Source organism: Achromobacter sp. 1012554356, from assembly GCF_059760815.1.
This window is the reverse complement of the sequence record NZ_JCBANC010000057.1, coordinates 1-21,381: the sequence shown is the minus strand read 5'-3', so window position 1 is coordinate 21,381 and position 21,381 is coordinate 1. Positions and strand designations below refer to the sequence as shown.

At 66.8% G+C, this 21,381-nt stretch carries 22 protein-coding genes; 13 read left to right on the top strand and 9 right to left on the bottom strand.

Annotation, left to right across the window (positions count from 1 at the left end; translation table 11 throughout):
• Positions 1-1,461, top strand: coding sequence for an efflux transporter outer membrane subunit (locus tag AC6LJW_RS23635; protein ID WP_498088400.1), 1,461 nt, complete (start codon positions 1-3; stop codon positions 1,459-1,461).
• A gap of 7 nt (positions 1,462-1,468) precedes the next feature.
• On the opposite strand, the gene AC6LJW_RS23630 is transcribed toward AC6LJW_RS23635, so the two are convergent.
• On the bottom strand, positions 1,469-2,386 hold the full coding sequence (locus AC6LJW_RS23630; protein WP_056568345.1) for a DUF808 domain-containing protein: 918 nt from the start codon (positions 2,384-2,386) through the stop codon (positions 1,469-1,471).
• Positions 2,387-2,558: 172 nt separating this feature from the next.
• Between AC6LJW_RS23630 and AC6LJW_RS23625 the strand changes: the two genes are divergently transcribed.
• Positions 2,559-2,867 (top strand): DUF1272 domain-containing protein, encoded by a 309-nt coding sequence (locus tag AC6LJW_RS23625; RefSeq protein ID WP_056568347.1) that lies wholly within the window; start codon positions 2,559-2,561, stop codon positions 2,865-2,867.
• A gap of 12 nt (positions 2,868-2,879) precedes the next feature.
• On the opposite strand, the gene AC6LJW_RS23620 is transcribed toward AC6LJW_RS23625, so the two are convergent.
• Together AC6LJW_RS23620 and ytfE are read right to left on the bottom strand one after the other, a co-directional pair.
• Positions 2,880-3,290, bottom strand: a complete 411-nt coding sequence (locus AC6LJW_RS23620) for a hemerythrin domain-containing protein (protein WP_056568350.1) — start codon at positions 3,288-3,290, stop codon at positions 2,880-2,882.
• Positions 3,291-3,356: 66 nt separating this feature from the next.
• The gene (gene ytfE, locus AC6LJW_RS23615) at positions 3,357-4,028 is read right to left on the bottom strand and encodes an iron-sulfur cluster repair protein YtfE (RefSeq protein WP_056568352.1); all 672 of its coding nucleotides are present in this window, start codon (positions 4,026-4,028) and stop codon (positions 3,357-3,359) included.
• 151 nt (positions 4,029-4,179) lie between these two features.
• Here ytfE and norR point away from each other — a divergent pair, with 151 nt between their 5' ends.
• Positions 4,180-5,709, top strand: coding sequence for a nitric oxide reductase transcriptional regulator NorR (gene norR, locus AC6LJW_RS23610; RefSeq protein ID WP_056568353.1), 1,530 nt, complete (start codon positions 4,180-4,182; stop codon positions 5,707-5,709).
• Between the two features lie 199 nt (positions 5,710-5,908).
• Here the strand turns inward: norR and AC6LJW_RS23605 are convergent, their stop codons facing one another.
• Positions 5,909-6,166 carry a hypothetical protein gene (locus AC6LJW_RS23605; RefSeq protein WP_056568355.1) on the bottom strand — a complete coding sequence of 86 codons (258 nt, stop codon included), beginning with the start codon at positions 6,164-6,166 and terminating at the stop codon, positions 5,909-5,911.
• Positions 6,167-6,207: 41 nt separating this feature from the next.
• Entirely contained in the window at positions 6,208-6,411 is a 204-nt protein-coding gene (locus AC6LJW_RS23600) for a cold-shock protein (protein WP_056568357.1), read from the bottom strand.
• 360 nt (positions 6,412-6,771) lie between these two features.
• On the opposite strand from AC6LJW_RS23600, the gene AC6LJW_RS23595 reads away from it, so the two are divergent.
• The 4 genes from AC6LJW_RS23595 (at position 6,772) to AC6LJW_RS23580 (ending at position 9,783) form a co-directional block, all read left to right on the top strand.
• Positions 6,772-7,212 carry a hypothetical protein gene (locus AC6LJW_RS23595; RefSeq protein WP_056568359.1) on the top strand — a complete coding sequence of 147 codons (441 nt, stop codon included), beginning with the start codon at positions 6,772-6,774 and terminating at the stop codon, positions 7,210-7,212.
• Positions 7,213-7,310: 98 nt separating this feature from the next.
• Entirely contained in the window at positions 7,311-8,597 is a 1,287-nt protein-coding gene (locus AC6LJW_RS23590; protein WP_498088399.1) for a serine/threonine-protein kinase, read from the top strand.
• 99 nt (positions 8,598-8,696) lie between these two features.
• A complete protein-coding gene (locus AC6LJW_RS23585; RefSeq protein WP_056568363.1) occupies positions 8,697-9,296 on the top strand; it encodes a LysE family translocator in 600 nt (199 codons plus the stop codon).
• Between the two features lie 82 nt (positions 9,297-9,378).
• Complete coding sequence (locus tag AC6LJW_RS23580; protein WP_056568364.1) at positions 9,379-9,783, top strand: hypothetical protein; 405 nt, start codon at positions 9,379-9,381, stop codon at positions 9,781-9,783.
• Positions 9,784-9,793: 10 nt separating this feature from the next.
• Here AC6LJW_RS23580 and AC6LJW_RS23575 read toward each other — a convergent pair whose 3' ends face one another.
• Positions 9,794-10,534 carry an SDR family oxidoreductase gene (locus AC6LJW_RS23575; protein ID WP_498088398.1) on the bottom strand — a complete coding sequence of 247 codons (741 nt, stop codon included), beginning with the start codon at positions 10,532-10,534 and terminating at the stop codon, positions 9,794-9,796.
• Between the two features lie 41 nt (positions 10,535-10,575).
• The gene (locus AC6LJW_RS23570; RefSeq protein WP_056568369.1) at positions 10,576-11,916 is read right to left on the bottom strand and encodes a CitMHS family transporter; all 1,341 of its coding nucleotides are present in this window, start codon (positions 11,914-11,916) and stop codon (positions 10,576-10,578) included.
• A gap of 242 nt (positions 11,917-12,158) precedes the next feature.
• Here AC6LJW_RS23570 and AC6LJW_RS23565 point away from each other — a divergent pair, with 242 nt between their 5' ends.
• From AC6LJW_RS23565 to AC6LJW_RS23555, 3 genes are read left to right on the top strand one after another with little or no spacing between them, the layout of a single operon-like run.
• On the top strand, positions 12,159-12,863 hold the full coding sequence (locus AC6LJW_RS23565; protein ID WP_056568372.1) for a response regulator transcription factor: 705 nt from the start codon (positions 12,159-12,161) through the stop codon (positions 12,861-12,863).
• 14 nt (positions 12,864-12,877) lie between these two features.
• On the top strand, positions 12,878-14,317 hold the full coding sequence (locus AC6LJW_RS23560) for a sensor histidine kinase (RefSeq protein ID WP_498088397.1): 1,440 nt from the start codon (positions 12,878-12,880) through the stop codon (positions 14,315-14,317).
• Positions 14,310-15,380 carry an ABC transporter substrate-binding protein gene (locus AC6LJW_RS23555; RefSeq protein WP_498088396.1) on the top strand — a complete coding sequence of 357 codons (1,071 nt, stop codon included), beginning with the start codon at positions 14,310-14,312 and terminating at the stop codon, positions 15,378-15,380. Before AC6LJW_RS23560 ends, AC6LJW_RS23555 begins: the two co-directional genes overlap by 8 nt.
• A gap of 17 nt (positions 15,381-15,397) precedes the next feature.
• Here AC6LJW_RS23555 and AC6LJW_RS23550 read toward each other — a convergent pair whose 3' ends face one another.
• Positions 15,398-16,159 carry an SDR family NAD(P)-dependent oxidoreductase gene (locus tag AC6LJW_RS23550; protein ID WP_056568382.1) on the bottom strand — a complete coding sequence of 254 codons (762 nt, stop codon included), beginning with the start codon at positions 16,157-16,159 and terminating at the stop codon, positions 15,398-15,400.
• A 24-nt stretch (positions 16,160-16,183) separates the two neighbouring features.
• Positions 16,184-16,927 carry an SDR family oxidoreductase gene (locus tag AC6LJW_RS23545; protein ID WP_427986327.1) on the bottom strand — a complete coding sequence of 248 codons (744 nt, stop codon included), beginning with the start codon at positions 16,925-16,927 and terminating at the stop codon, positions 16,184-16,186.
• 165 nt (positions 16,928-17,092) lie between these two features.
• Here AC6LJW_RS23545 and AC6LJW_RS23540 point away from each other — a divergent pair, with 165 nt between their 5' ends.
• From AC6LJW_RS23540 to AC6LJW_RS23530, 3 genes are all read left to right on the top strand, one after another.
• Positions 17,093-18,073 carry an AraC family transcriptional regulator gene (locus tag AC6LJW_RS23540; protein WP_056568388.1) on the top strand — a complete coding sequence of 327 codons (981 nt, stop codon included), beginning with the start codon at positions 17,093-17,095 and terminating at the stop codon, positions 18,071-18,073.
• Positions 18,074-18,135: 62 nt separating this feature from the next.
• Positions 18,136-19,824 (top strand): DUF6138 family protein, encoded by a 1,689-nt coding sequence (locus AC6LJW_RS23535; RefSeq protein ID WP_498088395.1) that lies wholly within the window; start codon positions 18,136-18,138, stop codon positions 19,822-19,824.
• Positions 19,825-20,122: 298 nt separating this feature from the next.
• Positions 20,123-21,208 carry a LuxR C-terminal-related transcriptional regulator gene (locus AC6LJW_RS23530; protein WP_056568393.1) on the top strand — a complete coding sequence of 362 codons (1,086 nt, stop codon included), beginning with the start codon at positions 20,123-20,125 and terminating at the stop codon, positions 21,206-21,208.
• Positions 21,209-21,381: the final 173 nt, after the last annotated feature.

Genomic DNA, 21,381 nt, shown 5'->3' with positions numbered 1-21,381 from the left:
ATGCGACATCCCATCCCTTCCGCATGCCTGCGATTTGCCGCGCTTGCGCTGGTGCTGGCGCTGGGCGCCTGCGCCTTCGCGCCCGACAGCAGGCCGCCCGCGGTGGCCGAACCCGCGCAGTACGGCGTCGAGGCCGCACCTGCTGCCGGCGCCGCCGCGCAGGGCGTGGCGCAGCGCTTCGAGCGCGGCGCGCACCCGGTGCCGCAATGGTGGACGCGTTACCAGTCCGACGCGCTGAATGCGCTGGTCGAAGAAGGCCTGGCCAACAGCCCGGACCTGGCCGCGGCCGAACGCAATCTGGCCGGCGCGCGCGAGCAATTGCGCGGACAGGTCAATTCGTCGCTGCTGCCCACGGTGGATGCAGGCGTCAGCGCCACGCGCAACCGTGCGCTGACGATGCCCAACCTGCCGCAGCCCACCGCGCTCTTCAATGTATTCACGGGTCAGGTGCAGGCCAGCTACAACCTGGACCTCTTCGGCGCGGCGCGCTTTGCCAACACGTCGCTCGCGGCGCAGGTCGAACAGCAGGCCTACCAGCTCGAAGCCGCGCGGCGTTCGCTGGCAGCCAACATCGTCACGGGTGCGATCACCTCGGCCTCGCTGGCCGAACAGGTGGCGCTGACGGAAAAGCAGGTGGTGCTGTTGCGACAGGTCGCGCGCGATACGCAGCGCCGGTACGAACTGGGCGCGGCGTCGCAGAACGACGCGCTGGATGCGGACCAGGATGCCGCCACGCTGGAGGCCTCCCTGCCCGGGCTGCGCGCGCGGTGGCATGCGACGCGTCACGCGCTGGCCGTGCTGCTGGGCCGCAGTCCCGATCAGGCGCCGCCGGATCTGGCCTTCAGCACGATCGCCGTGCCCGAGGCGGTGCCGGTGGTGGTGCCGTCGGAACTCCTGGCTTCCCGGCCGGACGTCCAGGTTGCCGAGGCGGCGCTGGTGGCGGCCGCGGCCGACGTGGGCCTGGCGACCGCGCAGCTATTTCCGAGCCTGTCGCTGACGGCCTCCATGGGCAAGGGCGGGTTTGCGTGGGCAGATGCCTTGTCGGGCGCCGGCTCCATCTGGGCCATCGGCGCGTCGCTGACGCAGCCGATCTTCCACGGCGGGCAGTTGCTTGCCGAGCGCAGCGCCGCCAAGGAGCGTTACGAGGCCGCCGTGTTGCAGTACAAGCAGACCGTGCTGACCGCGTTCCGCGACGTGGCCGACACGCTGTCACGGCTGGATGCCGGCGGGCAGGCGCTGGCCTCGGCGGAAGGCTCACGCCGCGCGGCGGAGCAGTCCTACCGGAACACGGCCAGCCGCGTGCGGCTGGGCGCGTTGGCGCCGTACACCCAGTACGCATCCGAACAGCATTACGTGGCAGCGCGCCTGCGCGAACTGGAATACGCCAACGCCCGCATGACGGAAACGGCGGCGTTGTTCCAGGCAATGGGCTCGCCGGCCAGCGCCGCGCCGCAGCAGTAGCGGCGCGTCAGCCCTTCTTGAACAGGCGCTTGATGCCGCTCACTGCGCCCAGCACCACCGCGCCGGCGACGATGCCGAACAAGGCATTGAGCAGCGTGGACACCAGCGCGTGAACGACGCCGCCCCCGCCAACCGCGGCGGCGGCGTGTTCGACGGCCGCATGCACCGGCGGGATGCCGTGGGTCAGGATGGCGCCGCCGACCATGAACATCGCGGCCGTGCCCACCACCGACAACGTCTTCATCAGATAAGGCGCCGCGGCCACGATGCGCTCACCCAGCCAGGCCATCGCGCGCGAGGATTTCTGGCTCAGGTACAAACCCAGATCATCCAGCTTGACGATGCCGGCAACCAGGCCGTACACGCCCACCGTCATTCCGATGGCAATGATGGAAAGCACCGCGACCTGCCGCGTGAAATCGGCGCCCGCCACCGCGCCCAGGCTGATGACGATGATTTCCGCCGACAGGATGAAGTCGGTGCGCACCGCGCCCTTGATCTTGGTCTTTTCGAACGCCACCATGTCGACCGACTGGTTCTGCAGCGCCTCGGCGCGCGCCGCATGGTGGCCTTCGGGGGATTCGCCATGCGACAGGTACTTGTGCGCCAGCTTTTCGACGCCCTCGTAGCAGAGGAACGCGCCGCCCAGCATCAGGAGCGGCGTGATGGCCCAGGGCGCGAACGCGCTGATGAGCAGCGCAGCGGGCACCAGGATCAGCTTGTTGATGAAGGAGCCCTTGGCCACTGCCCAGACCACGGGAAGCTCGCGGTTGACCGGCACACCGCTGACCTGCTGGGCATTAAGCGCCAGGTCGTCGCCCAGCACGCCCGCCGTCTTCTTGGCCGCCACCTTCGTCATGACGGAAACGTCATCCAGGATGGTGGCGATATCGTCGAACAACGCGAAGAAACTGCTTCCGGCCATCAAGTACCCCTGTCGCCCTGTAAGGTGTTCCGAGTGTACAGGCGGCGGACGCCGGTTACCTGCAACGGAGATGGCGCTTTTCATTCCTTTTGTGTCCGGTTCGGGGCTGGCGCGGCAGGCGGCGAAACGGGTACGCTGACGCACCGGTCTCTTCCCGACGTTGGAGCCTTCCATGCTTGCCTTGCGCCCCACCTGCGAACACTGCGACACCGCCCTGCCGCCGGCGTCCCCGCTGGCCCGGATATGCAGCTTTGAGTGCACCTTCTGCGCCGATTGCGTGGAAGACGTGCTGGGCAACGTCTGCCCGAACTGCGGCGGCGGCTTCGCGCCCCGGCCGGTGCGCCCGGCCATGGACCGCAAGGGCGGCAACTTCCTGGGCAAGTATCCCGCCAGCGCCGAACGCAAGCATCGGCCGGTGGACCGGGACGCGCATGCGGCCTTGCGGCGCGCGCTTGCGGGCATTGCGCCCGAAGACCGCTAAGGCCGCCCCGCGCTACATGGCTTCGATGCGCGGATAAAGATCGTGGTTTTCGCGCTGCATGCGTTCGTGGACGCGGCGCAGCACGGTATTGGCGTCGTTCCGGAAACCGCGCTCGTCCAGCTCAAGGCTGCGGGCGTTGTTCCAGCGCTTGGCAAAGCCTTCGTAGGCGGCGGCGATAGCGTCCATCTCTTCCTGGAACTCCCGCCCCTTGCGCGCCAGTTCGGCGTCGGCGCTGCGCGCCACGGCCGGGTACAGCGCGCGGTCTTCGACCGCCAGATGCAGCTTGATGGTGGCGCTCATGGCCACGATGCCCCGGGCGATCTCGGCGGCGTTGCGCGCCACGCCCGCCAGGGCCAGCTTGCGCAACGACGCGATGCCTTCCAGGATATCCACGTGCTGCTGCTTGAATTTGTCGATATTCATACGGACCTCTTCCCTGCTGATGCCGCGGGGCCGGCAGGCCCCGCCCTTCCTTGCCGCGCGTGCCCGTCAGGCCGAGGCGCGCGCGCCTGCGTTTTCAAAGAGGATGTTGTTCTCCAGGTGGATGTGCGCCATCAGGTCTTCCTTGAACTGGCGAATGCCCAGGTATAGCGCGCGCCAGGTATTGCAGGCGGCGCGCGGCAGCGTCACGTTGTTGGTCAGGGCCATCAGGCGTTCGAGCGCGACGCCGTGGTCGTCGTGTTCCATGCGCATCACCATGATCGGCATGGTCGCCATGGCGCCGTGACCGCGGGCCAGCATGGGGAACAGCACCTGTTCTTCTTTCTGCATGTGGCTTTCCAGTTCCTGCTGCATGGTGCGCAGGTGGTCGGCCAGGCCCGTCGGGCAGTCCGGGCTGTCGGCATGCACCTGTTCGACCTTCAGCGCCAGGCGGATGAGTTCTGGAAACTGCTGGCGGTGCACCTCGTGATAGCGCGCCAGGATGTGCTCGACCAGTTCGGCCGGGGACGCCAGCCCCCAGTCAATTTCCTGCGAGGGATTCTGCGCCAGGGCCACCAGGCGGGCCTCGATCTGGGCGGGGTCCAGCGAACGCTGGGCGGCCGCCTCGGCCAGGCTCTTTTTGCCGCCACAGCAGAAGTCCAGTTCGAACTCGTGAAACACCTGCGTGGCGCCGGGAATGCTGCGGGCCAACTGGCCCAGGGATTGCTCAACCATGCTCATCGCGTCTCTCCATTGATCATGACGGTGCTTCCCTACTTGCGAAAACCGTGCCAGGAAAAACTTGCGATATATCAACCACATGCGATTTAACGGGTAAATATCACCATTTAACAGGAGGGTTCTATTCACCTTGCAACGGTAGAATTCACCCATGCAAAATCTCCTGCTTGCGGACCTGGTCGCCGACCTGCCGCCCGCCATCCGTCTTCAGCGCCTGGTCTCCAGTCTTCGCACCCATTTCCGCTGCGGCGCTGTCGCGCTCTTGCAGCTTGAAGAAGACCACCTTCGCCCCATCGCGGTAGACGGTCTGACCCAGGATGCGCTGGGCCGCCGCTTCGCCGTGCAGCAGCACCCGCGGCTGGCGGCCATCCTGGGCCGGCGCGGCGTCACCTGCTTTCATCACGACAGCACCCTGCCCGATCCCTACGACGGACTCATCAATGGCATGGCGGGCGAACCGCTGCCGGTGCACGACTGCATGGGCACCAGCCTGCACATCGAGGGCAAGACCTGGGGCGTGCTGACGCTGGACGCGCTGGAGGTCGGCACGTTCGACATGGAGGCGCAAGCCGACCTGCGCGACTACATCGTGCTGCTCGAAGCCGCGCTGCGCACCACTCGCCTGGAGGCCGAGATTCGCGCCCTGCGTGTGGCGCGCGGGCAGGCGCCGGCGGACAGCGCCGCCCCCGCCAGCAGCGAGATCCTGGGCCAGAGCGACTCCATCGCCCGGCTGCTGCACGAGATCGACGTCGTGGCCGATTCGGAGCTGCCCATCCTGCTGCTGGGCGAGACCGGCGTGGGCAAGGAGCTGTTCGCGCATCGCGTGCACGGGTTGTCGCGCCGCCGCGACCGGCCGCTGGTGCACGTGAACTGTGCCGCGCTGCCCGAATCGCTGGCTGAAAGCGAGTTGTTCGGCCACGCGAAGGGCGCGTTCTCCGGCGCCGTTGCCGACCGCCCCGGCCGCTTCGAAGCCGCCAATGGCGGCACCCTGTTCCTGGACGAAGTCGGCGAACTGCCGCTGCTGGTGCAGGCAAAGCTGCTGCGCACTTTGCAGAACGGCGAGATCCAGCGGCTGGGCGACGACCGCCCGCGCACGGTGGACGTGCGCATCGTGGCGGCCACCAACCGCAGCCTGCGCGATCTGGTGCGTGCGGGCGACTTCCGCGCCGACCTCTATCACCGGCTGTCGGTCTACCCGATTCCCATCCCGCCCCTGCGCGACCGCGGCAACGACATCCTGCTGCTGGCCGGCCGCTACCTGGAACTGAACCGTGCGCGGCTCGGCCTGCGCAGCCTGCGGCTATCACCCGAGGCCGAGGAAATGATGCGGCGCTATCGCTGGCCGGGCAACGTGCGCGAACTGGAACACGTCCTCAGCCGCGCGGCTATCAAGGCGGTCAGCCACGGCGCCACCCGCAACGAGATCGTCACGCTGGGCGCCAAGCTGCTGGACCTGTCCGACGGCGATATGCCGGCGTCGCTGGAAGACGATGCCGCCGACGTCCCCGATGCAAGCGTGCCGGTGCAGTCGCTGCGCGACGCGGTCGACGCCTGCCAGCGTCAGGTCATCCGGCGGGCGCTTGACGCCAACCAGGGCAATTGGGCGGTGGCTGCGCGAGCGCTGGATGTGGACCCCAGCAACCTGCACAAGCTGGCGCGGCGCTTAGGCTTGAAGGCCTGAGGCGGCTTACCGTAATGTTGTACGGCAGCGGGCGTGCTGATCGGAAAGCCCTTTCAGACGTCATTACCCGCCATCGCCACACTGAACCCGCGCTGCCCAACATGAAAATGGGCCGCCCCCGTAACGAGGACGGCCCTGTCTGGTTTTTGCACCGTGCATGGGCAGCGATTCGCGCTACCCCGCGGCTCGCACAGCGCCGTCACACTGCCCGGGAATGCGCATCCACCATCAAACGGCCATGCGTGATCGCGGCGTCGACTGCCATGCCGGGCGTGGCAACACACCCGCCGGAGTCGAACAGCGGCACGGCATGCGGCTCGCCGAGCCGGTCCTGATCGCCCGCCAATTCCACGGCGACCGTTGCGGTAAAAGCCGGTCGGCGCGCGTTCCCGATTGCAACCCGGGACACACTCGCGGTAAGCCGGTAGCCCTTGTAAACCATATTGTTATGAAACATGGGACCTCCAGTATCTGACCGATAGGCCGTGCGGCCGCCGATCACAATGCGCGAATCTGCGTCGCGTGAGGGCCCTTGGCGCCTTGCGCGGTCACATAGCTGACACGCTGATTTTCAAGAAGCACTTTATGGCCGTCGCTGACGATCTCCGAAAAGTGCGCAAAGATGTCCTTGCCACCGTCCTCGGGCATGATGAAGCCAAACCCCTTGGCATCGTTGAACCACTTCACAATTCCGGTTTCCATGACGCTTTCCTTTAAATGCGGGCGGGCCCGCGAAATGAGGCCAGTCAAGGAAAGGATCGCGAACAATTAGGCGCCCCTCGGAGGGTGCAAGACCGGACGAAAATCACGATGCTCGAAAAGCTTCTAGACCACTATGGGCGGCCTGCGGGGGGAAGTCAACGCGCTTTGTGCTTAATGCGTAACCAAATCACCTCAGCGCGTAAGCCGGCCGCCTAAAGCGCGTATGCTGGGCGCGTGGTGCTTGAACGCGCGTCGCCTCGCCGTATCGCCATATGAGGAACAACCCGTGGTCATTCAGCGCCAGCCCCTGCCGCCAGTCCCCTGCCCGATTGATTTTTCCGCGATGACGGCGGGCGCTGCGTGAGCGCCATCAGAAGATCCATTGCCCGATTCGCCAACGCGTGCATCAAACGCCTTCCTTCGACGCCACTGCCGTCCGGCGGTAGTAGCGACCCCGGGTGCGTCACACATCCCCGTCACACCGCGATTTCGTCGCCTTGGCGCATTTACCGTATCTATGCCCGCCCCGGCCATCTGCTGCTGCGCAACGAGCAAGGCCAGATCCTGAATCTGGGCGTGATGAAGGGCGCTGAACCCAATCTGCGTTACCGGCTGTTTGCACGAGACCTGCAGGGCCGGGGATTCGCCACGCGCACGCAATTGCTGGACGACATTGCGCGTCGCATCGAAGCGGGTGAAGTCAGCGAGGAACTGCAGACGCTGCCTGCATGGGACAGATCGCTTGGCGCGGATCTGGACCGTGGCACGCATACGGACGTATCGACGAAGCTGGCACGCTAGCACGGACCCGGCGCGAACCGTCCCCCGCCCACGTCACCGGTCCGCGGCAAGCGACGCCATCGGATATCCTCCCGGCTCGATCAATTCTGGACGGGCCGATGAAAACCGCCACCGAGATCCTTGACGCCTACGAACGCCTGGGCTGGAAGAACAACGACCCCATGGCGCAGACGCTGCAATTGTGGCGGGATGCGCCGGCGGCGCTGGCCGATCTGGTTCTGCAGGCGCTCCACAGGCCGCCGAACCACGCCACCTTCATCGACGCTGCGCTGGACCTGATGGACGACGAGGCCTACGTAGCCACGGTTCGCGACGTCTGGCGGCGCGGCGCGGATTCCGAACTGGCGCGGGGGATCCTGGACTCCGCAGCGGTGCAGCATCCCGAAGCCTTTGCCCCGGAATGGGAGCGGCTGCTCACCGCCGTGCAAGACGACGACGGCGGTCCGGAATACGCGGCCGACCACGCATGGCGCGCCCTTGACGACGCCACGCTGTACGACTGGCTGCACCGGCTGGACGACGACCTGTCCGAAGGCAGTCCAGGCCGCGCGCGCGCCGTCGCATTGCTGCGTTCGCGCCGACCGCAGGCGGTGTACGCGGCCTGGCGCCGCCTGTTCCCCGAGGCCGGCCACTCCGATGCCGCAGCGTGGTTGCAGCAGGCGGGCTATACGGAACACGAAGGCGGCCTGCGCGCCCTGCACGGCGAACAGCCGCTGCACATCGGCTTTAACGCCGCGCAACGAAAATCGATGCTGGCGCAACAACCGGCGTGGCGGCGCGAGGTGCATCGCGCGCACCCGACCTGGAACGCTGAATCAACGGGCGGCTTGCAGGCGCGCATGGGCGGCACGTTGGCGAGCCAATGCGGCCTGTGCCACGGCCCCCTGCACCGGCTGCTCACCATCCAAGATCCCGCCGCGGCCGGCATCGATGGCAATAGCGCGATTGAATTCGCCACCTGCCTGTCGTGCCAGGGTTGGGAAACCGACGGCGCCCTCTTCTTTTGCCACGGCGAGGACGGCGTGCCGCGGACGCATCCCAGCCAGGAGCGCGATGCCCCTTTGTCGCCGGACTTCGTCGCGACTCCGCTACTGGCGGCCGACGTGACGCTGTTCAAGGCGCCGGCGCGCTGGCATTGGCAGGACTGGGGCGAATCCAATGGCCGCCAGAACCTCAGCCGGGTCGGCGGCGCACCGAGCTGGGTGCAATCCGCCACCTATCCGGCGTGTCCCGATTGCGGCGAGGACATGCCCCTGGCCATGCAGCTGGACTCGGGCCTGCCGCAAGAAGACGGCGGCGAATGGCTGTGGGGTAGCGGTGGCTGCAACTACAGCTTCTGGTGCGCGGCCTGCCGCGTCAGCGGGCATCTTTGGCAGTGCACCTGACCGGCCGCCTTTGGCCGCGCCCTGACGCAGGGCTGCGATTGCATGCGGTAACGGGGCCGTGCTACAAGACGGCCCTTCCCGCCATCGATCCCATGCACCATGTTCACCGTCACGACCGCCAGTCTGTTTGTCGCAGGCGTCGCAGTCATCCTGGCCATGCCGGGTCCGACCAATACGCTGCTAGCCGCCGCCGGCCTGCGCCAAGGCTTTCGCAAGTCCGCGCGCCTGACCCTGGCCGAACTGGCCGGCTATCTGGTGTCGATCACGGTGTGGGGCCGATTCCTGGGCGAAGCCGCGCAGGTGGTGCCGTGGTTGCCGGCCGTGGTGCGGGCGTCCAGCAGCCTGTATATCGCCTGGCTCGCGTGGCGCATGTGGCGCGCCGCCACCGCCGTGCCCTCGGCGGCCCAGCAGCTGATCGGCATGCGCACGCTGTTCGTCGCCACGCTGCTCAACCCGAAGGGCATCCTGTTCGCCAGCGCCATCTTTCCCGCCCTGGCCTTCCAGAGCGTCCCGGCGTATCTGACGGCGATGGGCGTCTTTGCGGTGTTGCTGGTGCCCATTGGTCTGGCCTGGGTGCTGTTCGGCGCGACGCTGGGCGGTGAACGGATGAAGTGGATCGATCCGGCAAAGATGCAGCGCGGCGCCTCGATCGTGCTGGGCGTGTTTTCGGCGACGCTGGCCTGGTCGGTGTTTCGCTGACAGCGGCGCAGCGGTCGAAACTGCGATAAGGTGTCGGCCCTGCTTACCTGCCCCAGGCAGATCAATCGGAGCCCGCAGCACCATGACACCCGGCATTTCATCCGCTCACCCCGTCGCCATCGATCCCGATCAGGTGGGCGAATACCCCGCCATGACCAAGTCGGGCGGCGGCTATTTCTACGACGACGTCCTGGAATATCGCGTGTGGGTGCACCCGCATGCGGGCGGTGAGGACCTGCACGACGGCGACGATTACTACTACGCCTTTGACACCTTTGAAGACGCCGCGGCCTTTTCGCAAGACACGCCGGGTGCGGAACAACCGCTGGTATTGGTGCGGCAGTTGGAGTCCATCAACGAGCCCACGCCAGGCGTCTTTGAACACTACACCGACGAGCGCATCACCGAATGGCGCGTGGAATGGCTGGCCGACAGCAAGCGCACCGCGACCTCCATCGCCGACTTCCTGAAAAGCCGCGCCGTCTGACGCCCCTGCATCAGCCCATGTACACGCCGCCGTTGATGGCGTAGTTGGCGCCGGTGACAAACGCGGCCTCGTCAGACGCCAGCCACACGCACAGCCCGGCCAGGTCTCGCGCGGTGCCCAGCCTGCCGACCGGCACGCTTTCGACGATGCGGTCCAGCAGCGCGGGCGGGAAGGCGCGGACGGTATCGTCGGCGATGAAACCCGGCGACACCAGGTTCACCGTCACGCCGCGCGCCGCGACTTCCTGCGCAAGCGAGCGCGTGAAGCCGATGACCGCGCCCTTGGCGGTCGCGAAGTTGATCTGGCCGATCTGGCCTTTCTCGGCCGCGACCGACCCGATGTTGATGATCCGCCCCCAGCCCCGGTCCGCCATGCTGTCGACGACCTGCTTGGTGCTGTTGAAGAGCGTATCCAGGTTGCTGCGCAGGACGGCCGACCAGTCGGCGTGACTCATCTGCCGAAAGCGCATGTCCAGCATGGAGCCCGCATTGTTGACCAGCACGTCGATCTCGCCGACCTCGCGCCGGACCTTGGCGAAGGCGGCCTCGGTCGACGCCCAGTCCGTGGCGTCGCCTTCCGAGGCGATGAAGTCGTAGCCCAGCGACTTCTGTTCCTTCAGCCAGTGGTCCTTGCGGGACGAGCGCGGACCGCAGCCGGCGACTACGCGATGGCCGGCGCGATGCAGCGCCTGGCAGATCGCGGTGCCGGTATGGCCCATGCCGCTGGTGACGTAGGCGATGCGCAAAGCCATGGTTCTTCCTTTCAAAGTCGTGCGGCAGGCGCCGCGGGGAATCAGGCGGCCGCGCCGACCAGGGGGAACAGGCCGAACGCCAGGGCGGCGACCAGCATCACCATGCAGACCATCGTGGCCCACTTGAGCGCATAGCGCTGGTGGTCGCCGAACTCCACGCCGGCCAGGCCGACGAGCAGGTAGGTGGATGGCACAAGCGGGCTGAGCAGGTGGACGGGCTGGCCGATCAGCGAGGCGCGCGCCATCTCGACGGGCGTTATCCCGTAACCTTGCGCGGCTTCGCTCAGGATGGGCAGCACGCCGAAGTAGAAGGCGTCGTTCGACATGAAGAACGTGAACGGCAGGCTGACCAGCGCGGTGATACCCGCCAGATACGGTCCCAGCGCGTCAGGAATGACGGCGAGCAGACTGCGCGACATGGCTTCGACCATGCCGGTGCCCGACAGGATGCCGGTGAAGATGCCCGCCGCGAAGATCAGCGACACCACCGACAGCACGTTGCCCGCATGCTGCGCCACGCGGCGGCGCTGCTCGGCCAGGTTCGGGTAGTTGATGATCAGCGCGATCGCGAACGCGATCATGAACAGCACGGGCAGCGGCAGCACGCCCAGCACCAGGCTCACCATCAGCGCCAACGTCAGGCCCGCATTCACCCACAGCAGCTTGGGACGGCGCAGGTCGTGGTCGACCTCGATCTCGGGCAGATTCTTCGGACCGTCCTCGTCGTAGCCGGCATGCAGCGACGCGCCTTCCGGCAGCGCCAGCACGCCCAGGCGGCGGCGCTCGCGCAGGCCCAGGAAGAACGCCAGGATAAGGATCGCAACGATGGACACGCCCATCACCGGCACCAGCGGCACAAAGATGTCGCCCGCGTCCACGTGCAGGGCGCTGGCCGCGCGCGCCGTCGGTCCGCCCCACGGCGTCAGGTTCATGACGCCGCTCGCCAGCATCGCCAGGCAGGTCATGGACAGCGCGTTCATCTTCAGGCGACGGTACAGCGGCAGCATCGACGCCACGACGATCATGTAGGTGGTGGAGCCGTCGCCGTCCAGCGAGATCACCAGCGCCAGCACCGTCGTGCCCACCACGATCTTCAGCGGATCGCCCTTCACCGCGCGCAGGATGCGGCCGACGATGGGGTCGAACAGGCCCGCATCGATCATCACGCCGAAGTACAGGATGGCGAACATCAGCATCACGCCGGTCGGCGCGATCTTGCGGATGCCGTCCAGCATCATCTTGTCGATGCCCGCGCCAAACCCGCCGAGCAGCGCAAAAATAATGGGGACAAGGATGAGGGCGACAAGCGGCGACAGGCGCTTGGTCATGATCAGCGTCATGAACGTGATCACCATGCCGAAGCCAAGCAGGGTCAGAAGCATGAGGGTTATCTCCAGCTAGTCGTTGTTATGTGTGCCCGCCTCCGGCTGGGGAAGCAGGAGCGCAAGACTAGGAAGAAAAGCTGTCTGGAACCTGTCGTTTTTGTTGGCCGCGGAGACACATTCGTCGCTTGGGAACTCCTTTTCCCGCCGGGCCGCCCCAAGGGAAAAGCGCCCCCTCGGGGGCAGCTAGCGTGCGAAGCGCGCGCGGCGTGGGGGCTCCCCCTCATGCGACAATCGGCGCTATGCGCATCCTGGTAATCGAAGACGATGAGGATTTGTCTGACGCACTCGTGCGCCGGCTGCGTCGTCTCGGCCATGCGGTCGACAGCCAGAACGATGGCCTGAACGCCGATGGTGTCCTGCAATACGAGACTTTCGATCTCGTCATCCTGGACATCGGCCTGCCCCGTATGTCGGGGTTCGACATCCTGCACCGGCTGCGCGACCGCGGCAGCAAGACGCCCGTCCTGGCGCTGACCGCGCGCATCGACATCGAGGACCGCGTGCACGCGCTGGATACCGGCGCCGACGACTATCTGGCCAAGCCCTTCGATTTCCGCGAGCTGGAAGCCCGGTGCCGCGCGCTGCTGCGCCGGCCCAGCCCGCAGGCCACGGGCACCCTGCGCTTTGGTGAACTGGTCATCGACAGTGCGGCGCGGCAGGTGACGCTGGCCGGCCGGCGCATCGACCTGCCCAAGCGCGAGTTCAGCCTGCTGGAGATCCTGCTGGCCGGCATGAACCGCGCCGTCAGCAAGTCGGAAATCGCGAACAAGCTGTTTGCGTTTGACGACGACGCCGCGCCCAACGCCATCGAGGTCTACATCGCCCGGCTACGCCGCAAGCTGGAAGGCTCGCCCCTTCGCATCGAGACGCAGCGCGGCACCGGCTACCTGCTGACGGCAGCGGAAGGCGCGGACGGCGAGCCCGCGGCCCCGCCGCATCCGTAGCGGCTCGCAACACCATGAACCGGCCGCGTTCCGAGCAGCCCCGCCGTATTTCCGTGCGCCGCCGGCTGCTGACCGTGCTCGGCGCGCTGTTCGCAGTCGGGCTGGGCGCGATCTACCTGCTGGTGCGCGGCTATGCGCACCAGACCGCCGACACCACTTACGACCAACTGCTGCGCGCGTCCGTGCTGTCCATGGCCGACAGCCTGCAGCTCGTGCAGGGCGAGTGGCAGATGGACATGCCCTATGCGGCGCTTGCACTGCTGGAACAGGCGCCGCGCGACCGTGTGTTCTACCGGGTGGCCTCGGCGCGCGGCGCGCTGATCTCCGGATACGGCGACCTGCCCGCGCCACCCGCGCGCGGCAATGCCGACGCCAGCACGCCGCAACTCTACGCCGCCGAGTACCAGGGCGAACCGGTGCGCATCGCGTGGATGGAACGCAAGGTGGCGGGTCCGCAAGAGACCGAAACCGCGATCATCCAGGTCGCCCAGACACGCGAGGCGCGCAACGCGCTGGCCGAGCGCATCCTGTGGCAAGGCACGCTGGCGCTCATCGGCTTTACGGCGGCAGCGCTGGCGCTGGCCTATTGGGGATTGCAGCGGTCGCTGTCGCCCATCCAGCGGGTCGAGCGCGAGCTGGCTGGCCGCACCGCGTCGGACCTGCATCCCATCGCCGCGCCGGTGCCCGAGGAACTGGACATGCTGGTTCACTCGCTGGACGGCTTCATGGGCCGGCTGTCGGAAAACCTGGACACGCTGCGCCTGTTCATTGCCGAGGCCGCGCACCAGTTGCGCACCCCGCTGGCCGCGCTGCATGCGCAGATGGAAGTCGCGCTGGACGAGGACGATCCGGCCGAGCAGCGGCGCAGCCTTCTGGCCGTGCTGCGCAATGCCGAAAAGCTGTCGCGGCTGGTCAATCAGCTTCTTAGCGACGCCAGCGTCATCCACCGAAGCAATGTCCGGCAGTTCCAGCCCGTCGACGTGGCCGAACTGCTGAGCCAGGCCGTGTACGACACCGTCCCGCAGGCCGACCCGCAGCCTGATGTCCGCCTGCATCTGCCATCCGCCAACAGCAGCAAGCCGCCGCGCGTGCTGGGCGACAACCTGATGCTGCGCGAAGCCTTCAAGAACCTCATCGACAACGCCTTGCGCCACGGCGCCAACGACGACGGCCACATCGACGTGCGGCTGGATCCGCACGACGGCGGCTGGCGTGTCACGGTGTCCGACCAGGGGCCGGGAATTCCGCCGGCGCTGGCCAACACGGCCTTCGAACGGTTTGCGCGCGGCCCCAATCCCCGCTCGCCCGGCGCCGGGCTGGGCCTGTCCATCATCAAGCGCGTCGTCGACATTCACGGCGGCACGCTCAGCCTGAGCAACCGCGTGGGCGGCGGCCTGGATGCCGTCATCACCCTGCCCGCCACTCCCTTGCCCACCCGTGCCGATCATGCGTGACGCCCTGTCCTTTCTGCGCGGCCTGACCGTGATCGCCGCGCTGACGCTGGCACCGGTCAGCCACGCCGCCGAAGTGAGCAGCAGCGGCCTCACGCTGGGTCCCGCCGACAGCAGCAACGTGCTGATCGTGCACGCGTCCAACAGCGTGCAGGTGTTTCGCGGCGTGCTGGAGGACTTCAGCAGGCTCAATCCGTCCGTGCGGCTGGAATACACCGAGCTGTCGACGCAGGAACTCTATAGCGACACCGTGACCCGCGCCGCGAAGCCACCTGGCGTTCCGTCGGGCCCCGACATCGTCATCAGCAGCGCCATGGACCTGCAGACCAAACTGGTCAACGACGGCTACGCGCGCGTGCACATATCGCCGCAGACGCGCGCACTGCCCGCCTGGGCGAACTGGCGCGATGAGGTCTTCAGCATCGGCACCGACCCCATCGTGATGGTCTACAACACGCACAAGCTCGATGCCGCGCGCGTGCCGCATACCCGCCGCGAACTGCTGTCGCTGCTGCAGGCGCCCGACCAGCCGCTCGCCGGCCGCATCTCCACCTACGACGTGCAGGGCAGCGGCATCGGCTATCTGGCGGCCACGCAGGACACGCGGCTGGACAGCATGGCGGGCGCGCTGCTTGGCGCCTTCGGCCGCAACGGCGTGTCCATCCACGAGTCCACCGAACACGCGCTGGACAAGCTGGAAAGCGGCGACGTGACGCTGGCCTACAACCTGCTGGAGTCCTATACCCGGCACCGCATCGACAACGGCGCGCCGCTCGCCATCATCTACCCGCAGGACTACACGCTGATGCTGTCGCGCTCGGCCATCATTCCGAAACAGGCGCCGCGCGGCGACCTGGGCGCGCTGTTCCTGGACTATCTGCTGTCGGCGCGGGGGCAGGATGCGCTGGCGCGCGAGTCCGGCATGCGGCCGGTCAGCGCATCGGTCGTGCCAGCGGCCGGCGTGCGGCCCGTGGCATTGGGCGTCGGCCTGCTGGTGTACCTGGACCCGCTGAAAAAGCGCCACTTCCTGGACCTGTGGCGCGCGGCGATCTTTCCGCCACGCTGACCGAACTGGTGCCGCGCCTAGCGCAGCGCCACGCTCATGCCGCCGTCGGCCATCACCACCGCGCCCACGATGTAGCTGGCTTTCTCCGACGCCAGAAACGCAATGACCTCCGCAATCTCGCGCGGTTCGGCCGCCCGCCGGATCGGCGCGTTCTTGCCATGCTCGGCCAGGAAGCCGGGACCGTCCGCATGGATGTGGTTGGTGATGTTGGTGACCACGTCGCCCGATCCCACGGCGTTCACGCGGATGCCGTGCTCGATGGCCTCCAGCGACAGGGCGCGCGTCAACTGCGCCAGCGCGCCCTTCGACGCGGCATAGGCCGCAATGGTCGGAAAGGCCTGGTAGCACGCATACGAACCGATGTTGACGATCGCGCCGCGGCCCGCCGGCGCCATGACGCGCATCGCTTCGCGCGAAAACAGGAAGGCGCCGGTGGCGTTTACGGCAAGGATGCCGTTCCAGTCGTCCAGCGTCATGTCGATCACCGGCTTGTTGATGATGACGCCCGCGTTGTTCACCAGGATGTCCAGCCTGCCGAAGCGGTCCATCGCGGTCTTGACTGCAAGCTCGGCGCTGTCTTCCCGCGAGATGTCGGCCACCAGGGGCTCGACGCCGGGCCGCGCCAGCGCGCACACAGCGTCATCCCTGTCCACCGCCACGACGCGGGCGCCCTGCGCGTGCAGGAGTTCCGTGGTGGCCAGGCCGATGCCGCTGGCGGCGCCGGTCACAATGGCGGTCTGGCCGGAAAAGGGTTGGTCTTTAGAAGTTGTCGCAGTCATGAGTGATTCCTTTGGATTGATCGTTCAATACGGACTGGCCGTCGGGCGCACCACCACTTCACTGACGTCCACGTCGTCAGGCTGTTCGATGGCGTAGGCAATGGCGCGGGCAATGGCGTCCGGGTGCAGGGCCACGCGGCGGAACGACTGCATCGCCACGCGCGCGGTGTCGTCGGTGATGGTGTCGGCCAGTTCCGATTCGACGACGCCGGGGCACACCACGGTCACGCGAATCTTGTCGGTCTCCTGGCGCAAGCCATCCGAGATCGCACGGACCGCGAACTTGGTCGCGCAGTACACCGCCGCCGTCGGCGACACGGCGAGTCCGCCGATGGAAGACACGTTGATCACCTGTCCGTGTCCCTGGCGCTCCATGCCCGGCAACACGGCGGCGATGCCGTGCAGCACGCCGCGGATGTTCACGTCGATCATCCGATCCCACTCGTCCACCTTCAGCGAATTCAGCGGCGACAGCGGCATCACGCCCGCGTTGTTGACGATCACGTCCACCTGCCCGTAGGCCGCCTCGGCGCCGCGTACGAAGTCCCGCATGTCCTCGGCCGACGTGACGTCCAGCGCGCGAAACGCTGCCGTGCCGCCGTTTGCCCGAATCTCTTGCACCAGTGTTTCCAGCCGGTCCGTGCGGCGCGCCCCCACATACACGCGGTGGCCCTGCGCGGCCAGCAGCCGCGCCGAGGCCTCGCCGATGCCGCTGCTGGCGCCGGTGATCAGCACCACTTTGGATTGCCGGTTCTGAGTCGAAGTCATGGTTGTTTCTCCAAGTCGTTTACGTGACTGAAATGCTAAGGATTGCAGCGCCGCGCGCGAATACCTGCGTCTATCGCACTCTTGCCCATTCCTATCGCGCACACTGTTCCGCCCCGATTGACGCCGGTAGAATGTCCCCCACCGGAACCGAACCACGGATGCCCCATGACGCTGCCGTCCAATCCGCTGTCGCGCGAAATGATTGCGCTCATCGACCGCCTGGCGCCCAACGAGGGCTACAGCCTGTCCGCGCTGGACGGCGTGCGCTTCATGCGCTCTGACCGGCCGCTTGGCCGCACGCCGGTGCTTTACGAGCCCGGCATCGTGATCGTCTGCCAGGGCCGCAAGCTCGGCTTTCTGGGCGACGAAACCTACGTCTACGACGCGCAGCACTTTCTGGTGCTGTCCGTGCCCCTGCCCTTTTCCACGGAAACGCAGGCAAGCAAGGAAGAACCCATGCTCGCGGTGTCGATACGGATGGATCTGGCCACCGTGGCCGATCTGGTGGTGGCGATCGACAACCGCTCAGGCGATGGCTCCGAAGCCGCCGCAGGCACCGGCGCAGACACCCAAAACGGCGACGCGCCGCTCGGCATCGCTTCGACCCCGCTGTCCGTTGAGCTGGCCGACGCCACCGTGCGCCTCTTGCGTGCGTTGTGCCATCCACTCGATGCCGAGATCCTCGGCCCGGCGCTGGTGCGCGAGATCTGCTTTCGCGTCCTGAGCGGCGAGCAAGGCGGCGCGCTGCGCGCCGCGCTGGCGCACCCGGGACGCTTCGGCCGCGTCGCGCGTGCGCTGCGCCGCATCCATACGGACTATTCCCAGCCGCTGGACGTCACGCATCTGGCGCAAGAGGCCGGCATGAGCGTCCCGGCGTTTCACGTCAATTTCAAGGCGGTGACGCAGACCTCGCCCATCCAGTACATCAAGTCCACGCGGCTGCATCACGCCAGGCTCATGATGATCCGCGACGGGCTGACGGCCGCGTCGGCCTCGGCCCGCGTCGGCTACGAAAGCGCGTCGCAGTTCAGCCGCGAATTCAAGCGCTTCTTCGGCCGCACGCCAGTCGAGGAAGTGCGCGACATGAAGGCGTCATTCGCGCTGTCGCCCGCGGCCGCCATCGGCGATTTCGCGTCGCGGCACTGACGCTGGCGTGGCGCCCCATCGTGTAGCATTCGGCGCAACTGTTGCAACCCTCACGAATCACGATGTCCCACGACTCCCGCGCCATTGGCCTGCATCACAAGACCGCCCAGCAGATCCAGGATGAAACGCTTGCCGCCATTCATGGCTGGTTCGACAAGCTGCAAGCGCGCGATGACATCGACGCGATCGTGGCCCGCACGCCGCTGCAGGCCGGCATTCACAGCGAAATCCTGCTGGAGTACGAGCCCTCGCGCATCATGTTCGACGTCATGCCCAGCTGGGAGCCCGACGACGAGGACGGCCTGCGCGCCGAAGGCCGCAACGGCCCGCTCAGTCCCGAAGCCATCCACCAATCGCTGGCGCCCGTGCTGCGCGAGGCCGTGCTTGAACGCATCGCCCGGCTTGCCGGCAAACCGCACCTGGACCACCATTTCCGCTTTCGTGCGCAATTCCCGACCACCGAAGGCCGGCTGCGCCTGACACTGGTGGACCACACCGACGAGGCCAAGCAGCAAGGCCTGCGCGAGCGCGTGGCGCAATACGTGGACCACGAAGTGCTGAACGGCAGCCAGCCTACCGGCCGCCTGCACATCAGCCTGCTGTGCAGCCATCTTCTGAACGAACGCCTGTTTCCCGAGTTCGATTACCCCTGGCTGATCGCCGTCTTTGCGCGCGTGCTGGCGCTGAACGCGGGCCAGGAATCGCTGGCGGAGCAGCGCGGCGCCATCATCCATGCGCTACGGCGCTGGTCCGAAGAGCAATATCTGCCGCGCTATTTCGACGTGGCACAGAACGCCTTCCGCCAGAACACCTACACGCTCAAGCCCGGCGCAACGCTGGATCCCGGCGACCGCGGCATCGACCTGCTGCTCTACGCGGCAACGCTGATCCTGCGCTTTGAACCCGGCTATGCGCGGCCGCTTGGCTTGACCTTTCTGGAGCTGGCGCGCGACGTGGGCAGCGCGCGTGCCGCAGCGATGCTGGTCACCGGCAGCGGAGCGCTTGCGCCAGCATGCACGCGCCTGACACACGAATACGTGGACTGCGCCGCCAACGACGTACTTGCCACGGTGTCCGTCACCATCCGGCAGGAATCGGCGGCAGCCTACATCCAGGCGCTCGATTTCATCGCGAATGCGTTGCGCGCGGGCTTTCCCGCCGGCTACCGCATCGAATTGAAAAGTCGTGCACGCCACTATCTGCCCATCAAAGGCCTGGCCAAGTCCGACACGCATCGCTTCTTTGCCAACGCCGCGCAGCACCTCGAGGCGCACGATGCGCTGGAGAATTACGCGCGCGCCGCCATCCAGCCTTATGAGTGGTACACCGACTCGGAGGCCGAGAAGGCCTGCCTGTCGGGCACGTACGCGGCCTTCGCGCTGGGCCTGGCCGACGCCGGCCGCTTTGCGCTGCTGCGCCACTACATGGATCTGGTGGACGACGAACACCAGTCGGTGCAAGATCGCTACACCACCGTGTTCCTCGAACAGCATGGGCTGACGCCGGACACTCTTGCCACCGCCGTGGCATGCCTGTGCGTCTGCACGGATGGCTTCAAGCCGCCTGCCGGATTCGCGATTGAAGATGCGCAGACACTCGCCCTGCTGGCTGACGCGCTGGCCGAGCTGCCCGAACACCACAGGGCGCATGTGCGCGAACGGCTGTACGGATCCGACAAGAAGCTGGCCGCGCTGGCGCGCAAGGCCGACGAGCCGAAAAAGGCGCTGCTGCTACGGCTGCTGGCGCAGTAAGCTCAGCCGTGCCGCGCGGCAGTTTTACGGGGACTTCCGCAGCGGTTGAATTATCCCGGTATCGCCGCATCAACACGCAATTTTCCTTGCGGACAAACCCGGCGAAATCATCATCGCGCGCAAATTTGCGACGATAATCGGCCCTGGGTTTGCCGCCATCACCGCACGTTCCTTGCGGCGCGCCCACCGCTTTGATCCGCAGCAGCGGTGCGCCGCCATGCCTTGCCGGCCGGCGCCACCTACAACCATGTGTGACACGTAGCAGCGATTACGTTTAAACCAGCGTTGGAGGCACGCCATGCCCGATCATCGAATCGCATTGCGCCGCGCCGTCGAGGCCGTCGATCATTTGACCGACCCCGAGCCGCCATGGCGCGACATTCTTGGCACGGCCCGCGATCTTGTCGGGGCCGACAGCGGAACGCTCATCGTGTTCGACGCCAGGAACGAACTGCTGACGCTGTCCGCCATCGGATTCTCCGACGCGTGCACCTCGGAATACCAGGAGCATTACTCCACCTGCGACATCCTTGAGCAGGACGGCCGCAATGCTCCCGCCGGCACCTGGCTGGACACCGCGCGGTTGTACGAGCCCGCGCAGTTGCACCGCACCGAGTTCTACGCGGACTTCATGGTCAGGCATCGCATGGAGCAACTGCTGTCGCTCATCATCGAATCGAACACCGTGCTGCACGCCGCGATCGGCTTTCAGCGTTCTTCCGTGGATGCCAAGGCGAGCGACCGGCTGCAATCCGGCGATTACGCGCGGTACTTCCGCGTGCTGCGCCATCAGTTGTCGCAACGCGAACGCAACCGCGCCATCGGCTGGAAGTCGCTGGAAAGCGCGTTTTCCGAGGTCAACGAAGCGGTGCTGCTGATCAGCGTGGATTGCATCGTCGACAAACTGTCGCCGCTGGCCGTGGGTTTTCTGGACGACGTGAACGGCTGGACGCTGCATGGCCGACGGCTGCGCCACGCGGACGCCAAGGTGCAGCGGCTGTTCGATGCGCACTGCGCCGCCGTGGCGGGCGACGGCCATATGCGTTCGATGGCCACGGCCTCCGGCTGGGGCGAGCTGTTCTGGGTGGACATCAGCACGGCGCCCCATGCGCTCAGCCTCATCGGCGGCCGGATGCTGCTGGTGCGCATGCGCAAGAAAAGCGCCTTCGCGATGCCGGACGTCACCAAGCTGCAATCGGTGTTCTCCATCACGCATGCCGAAGCCGCGGTGCTGGCCGGGCTGGCGGCCGGCCACAGCGTCGAGGAAGTGGCCACCTTGCGCCACGCCTCGGTCCTGACGGTGCGCAAGCAGGTGGCATCGTTGCTGACCAAGATGGAGTGCAGCCGCCAATCCGAACTGGTCCGCCTGGCGTCATTGCTGTAACACGAGCGGCCGCGCCGCGCGGCGTACTCAATTTTGAGTATGTGGCCTGCACCCATGCGGCCCTACGATGAGCACGAAGGCATGAGACCCGGGCCGCCACGCGCCCGTCGGGTCACCATCCCGTCTGCGCTCGCTATTCGGCAGGCCCGCAAACCGGCGCCTCCCGCCCCGCC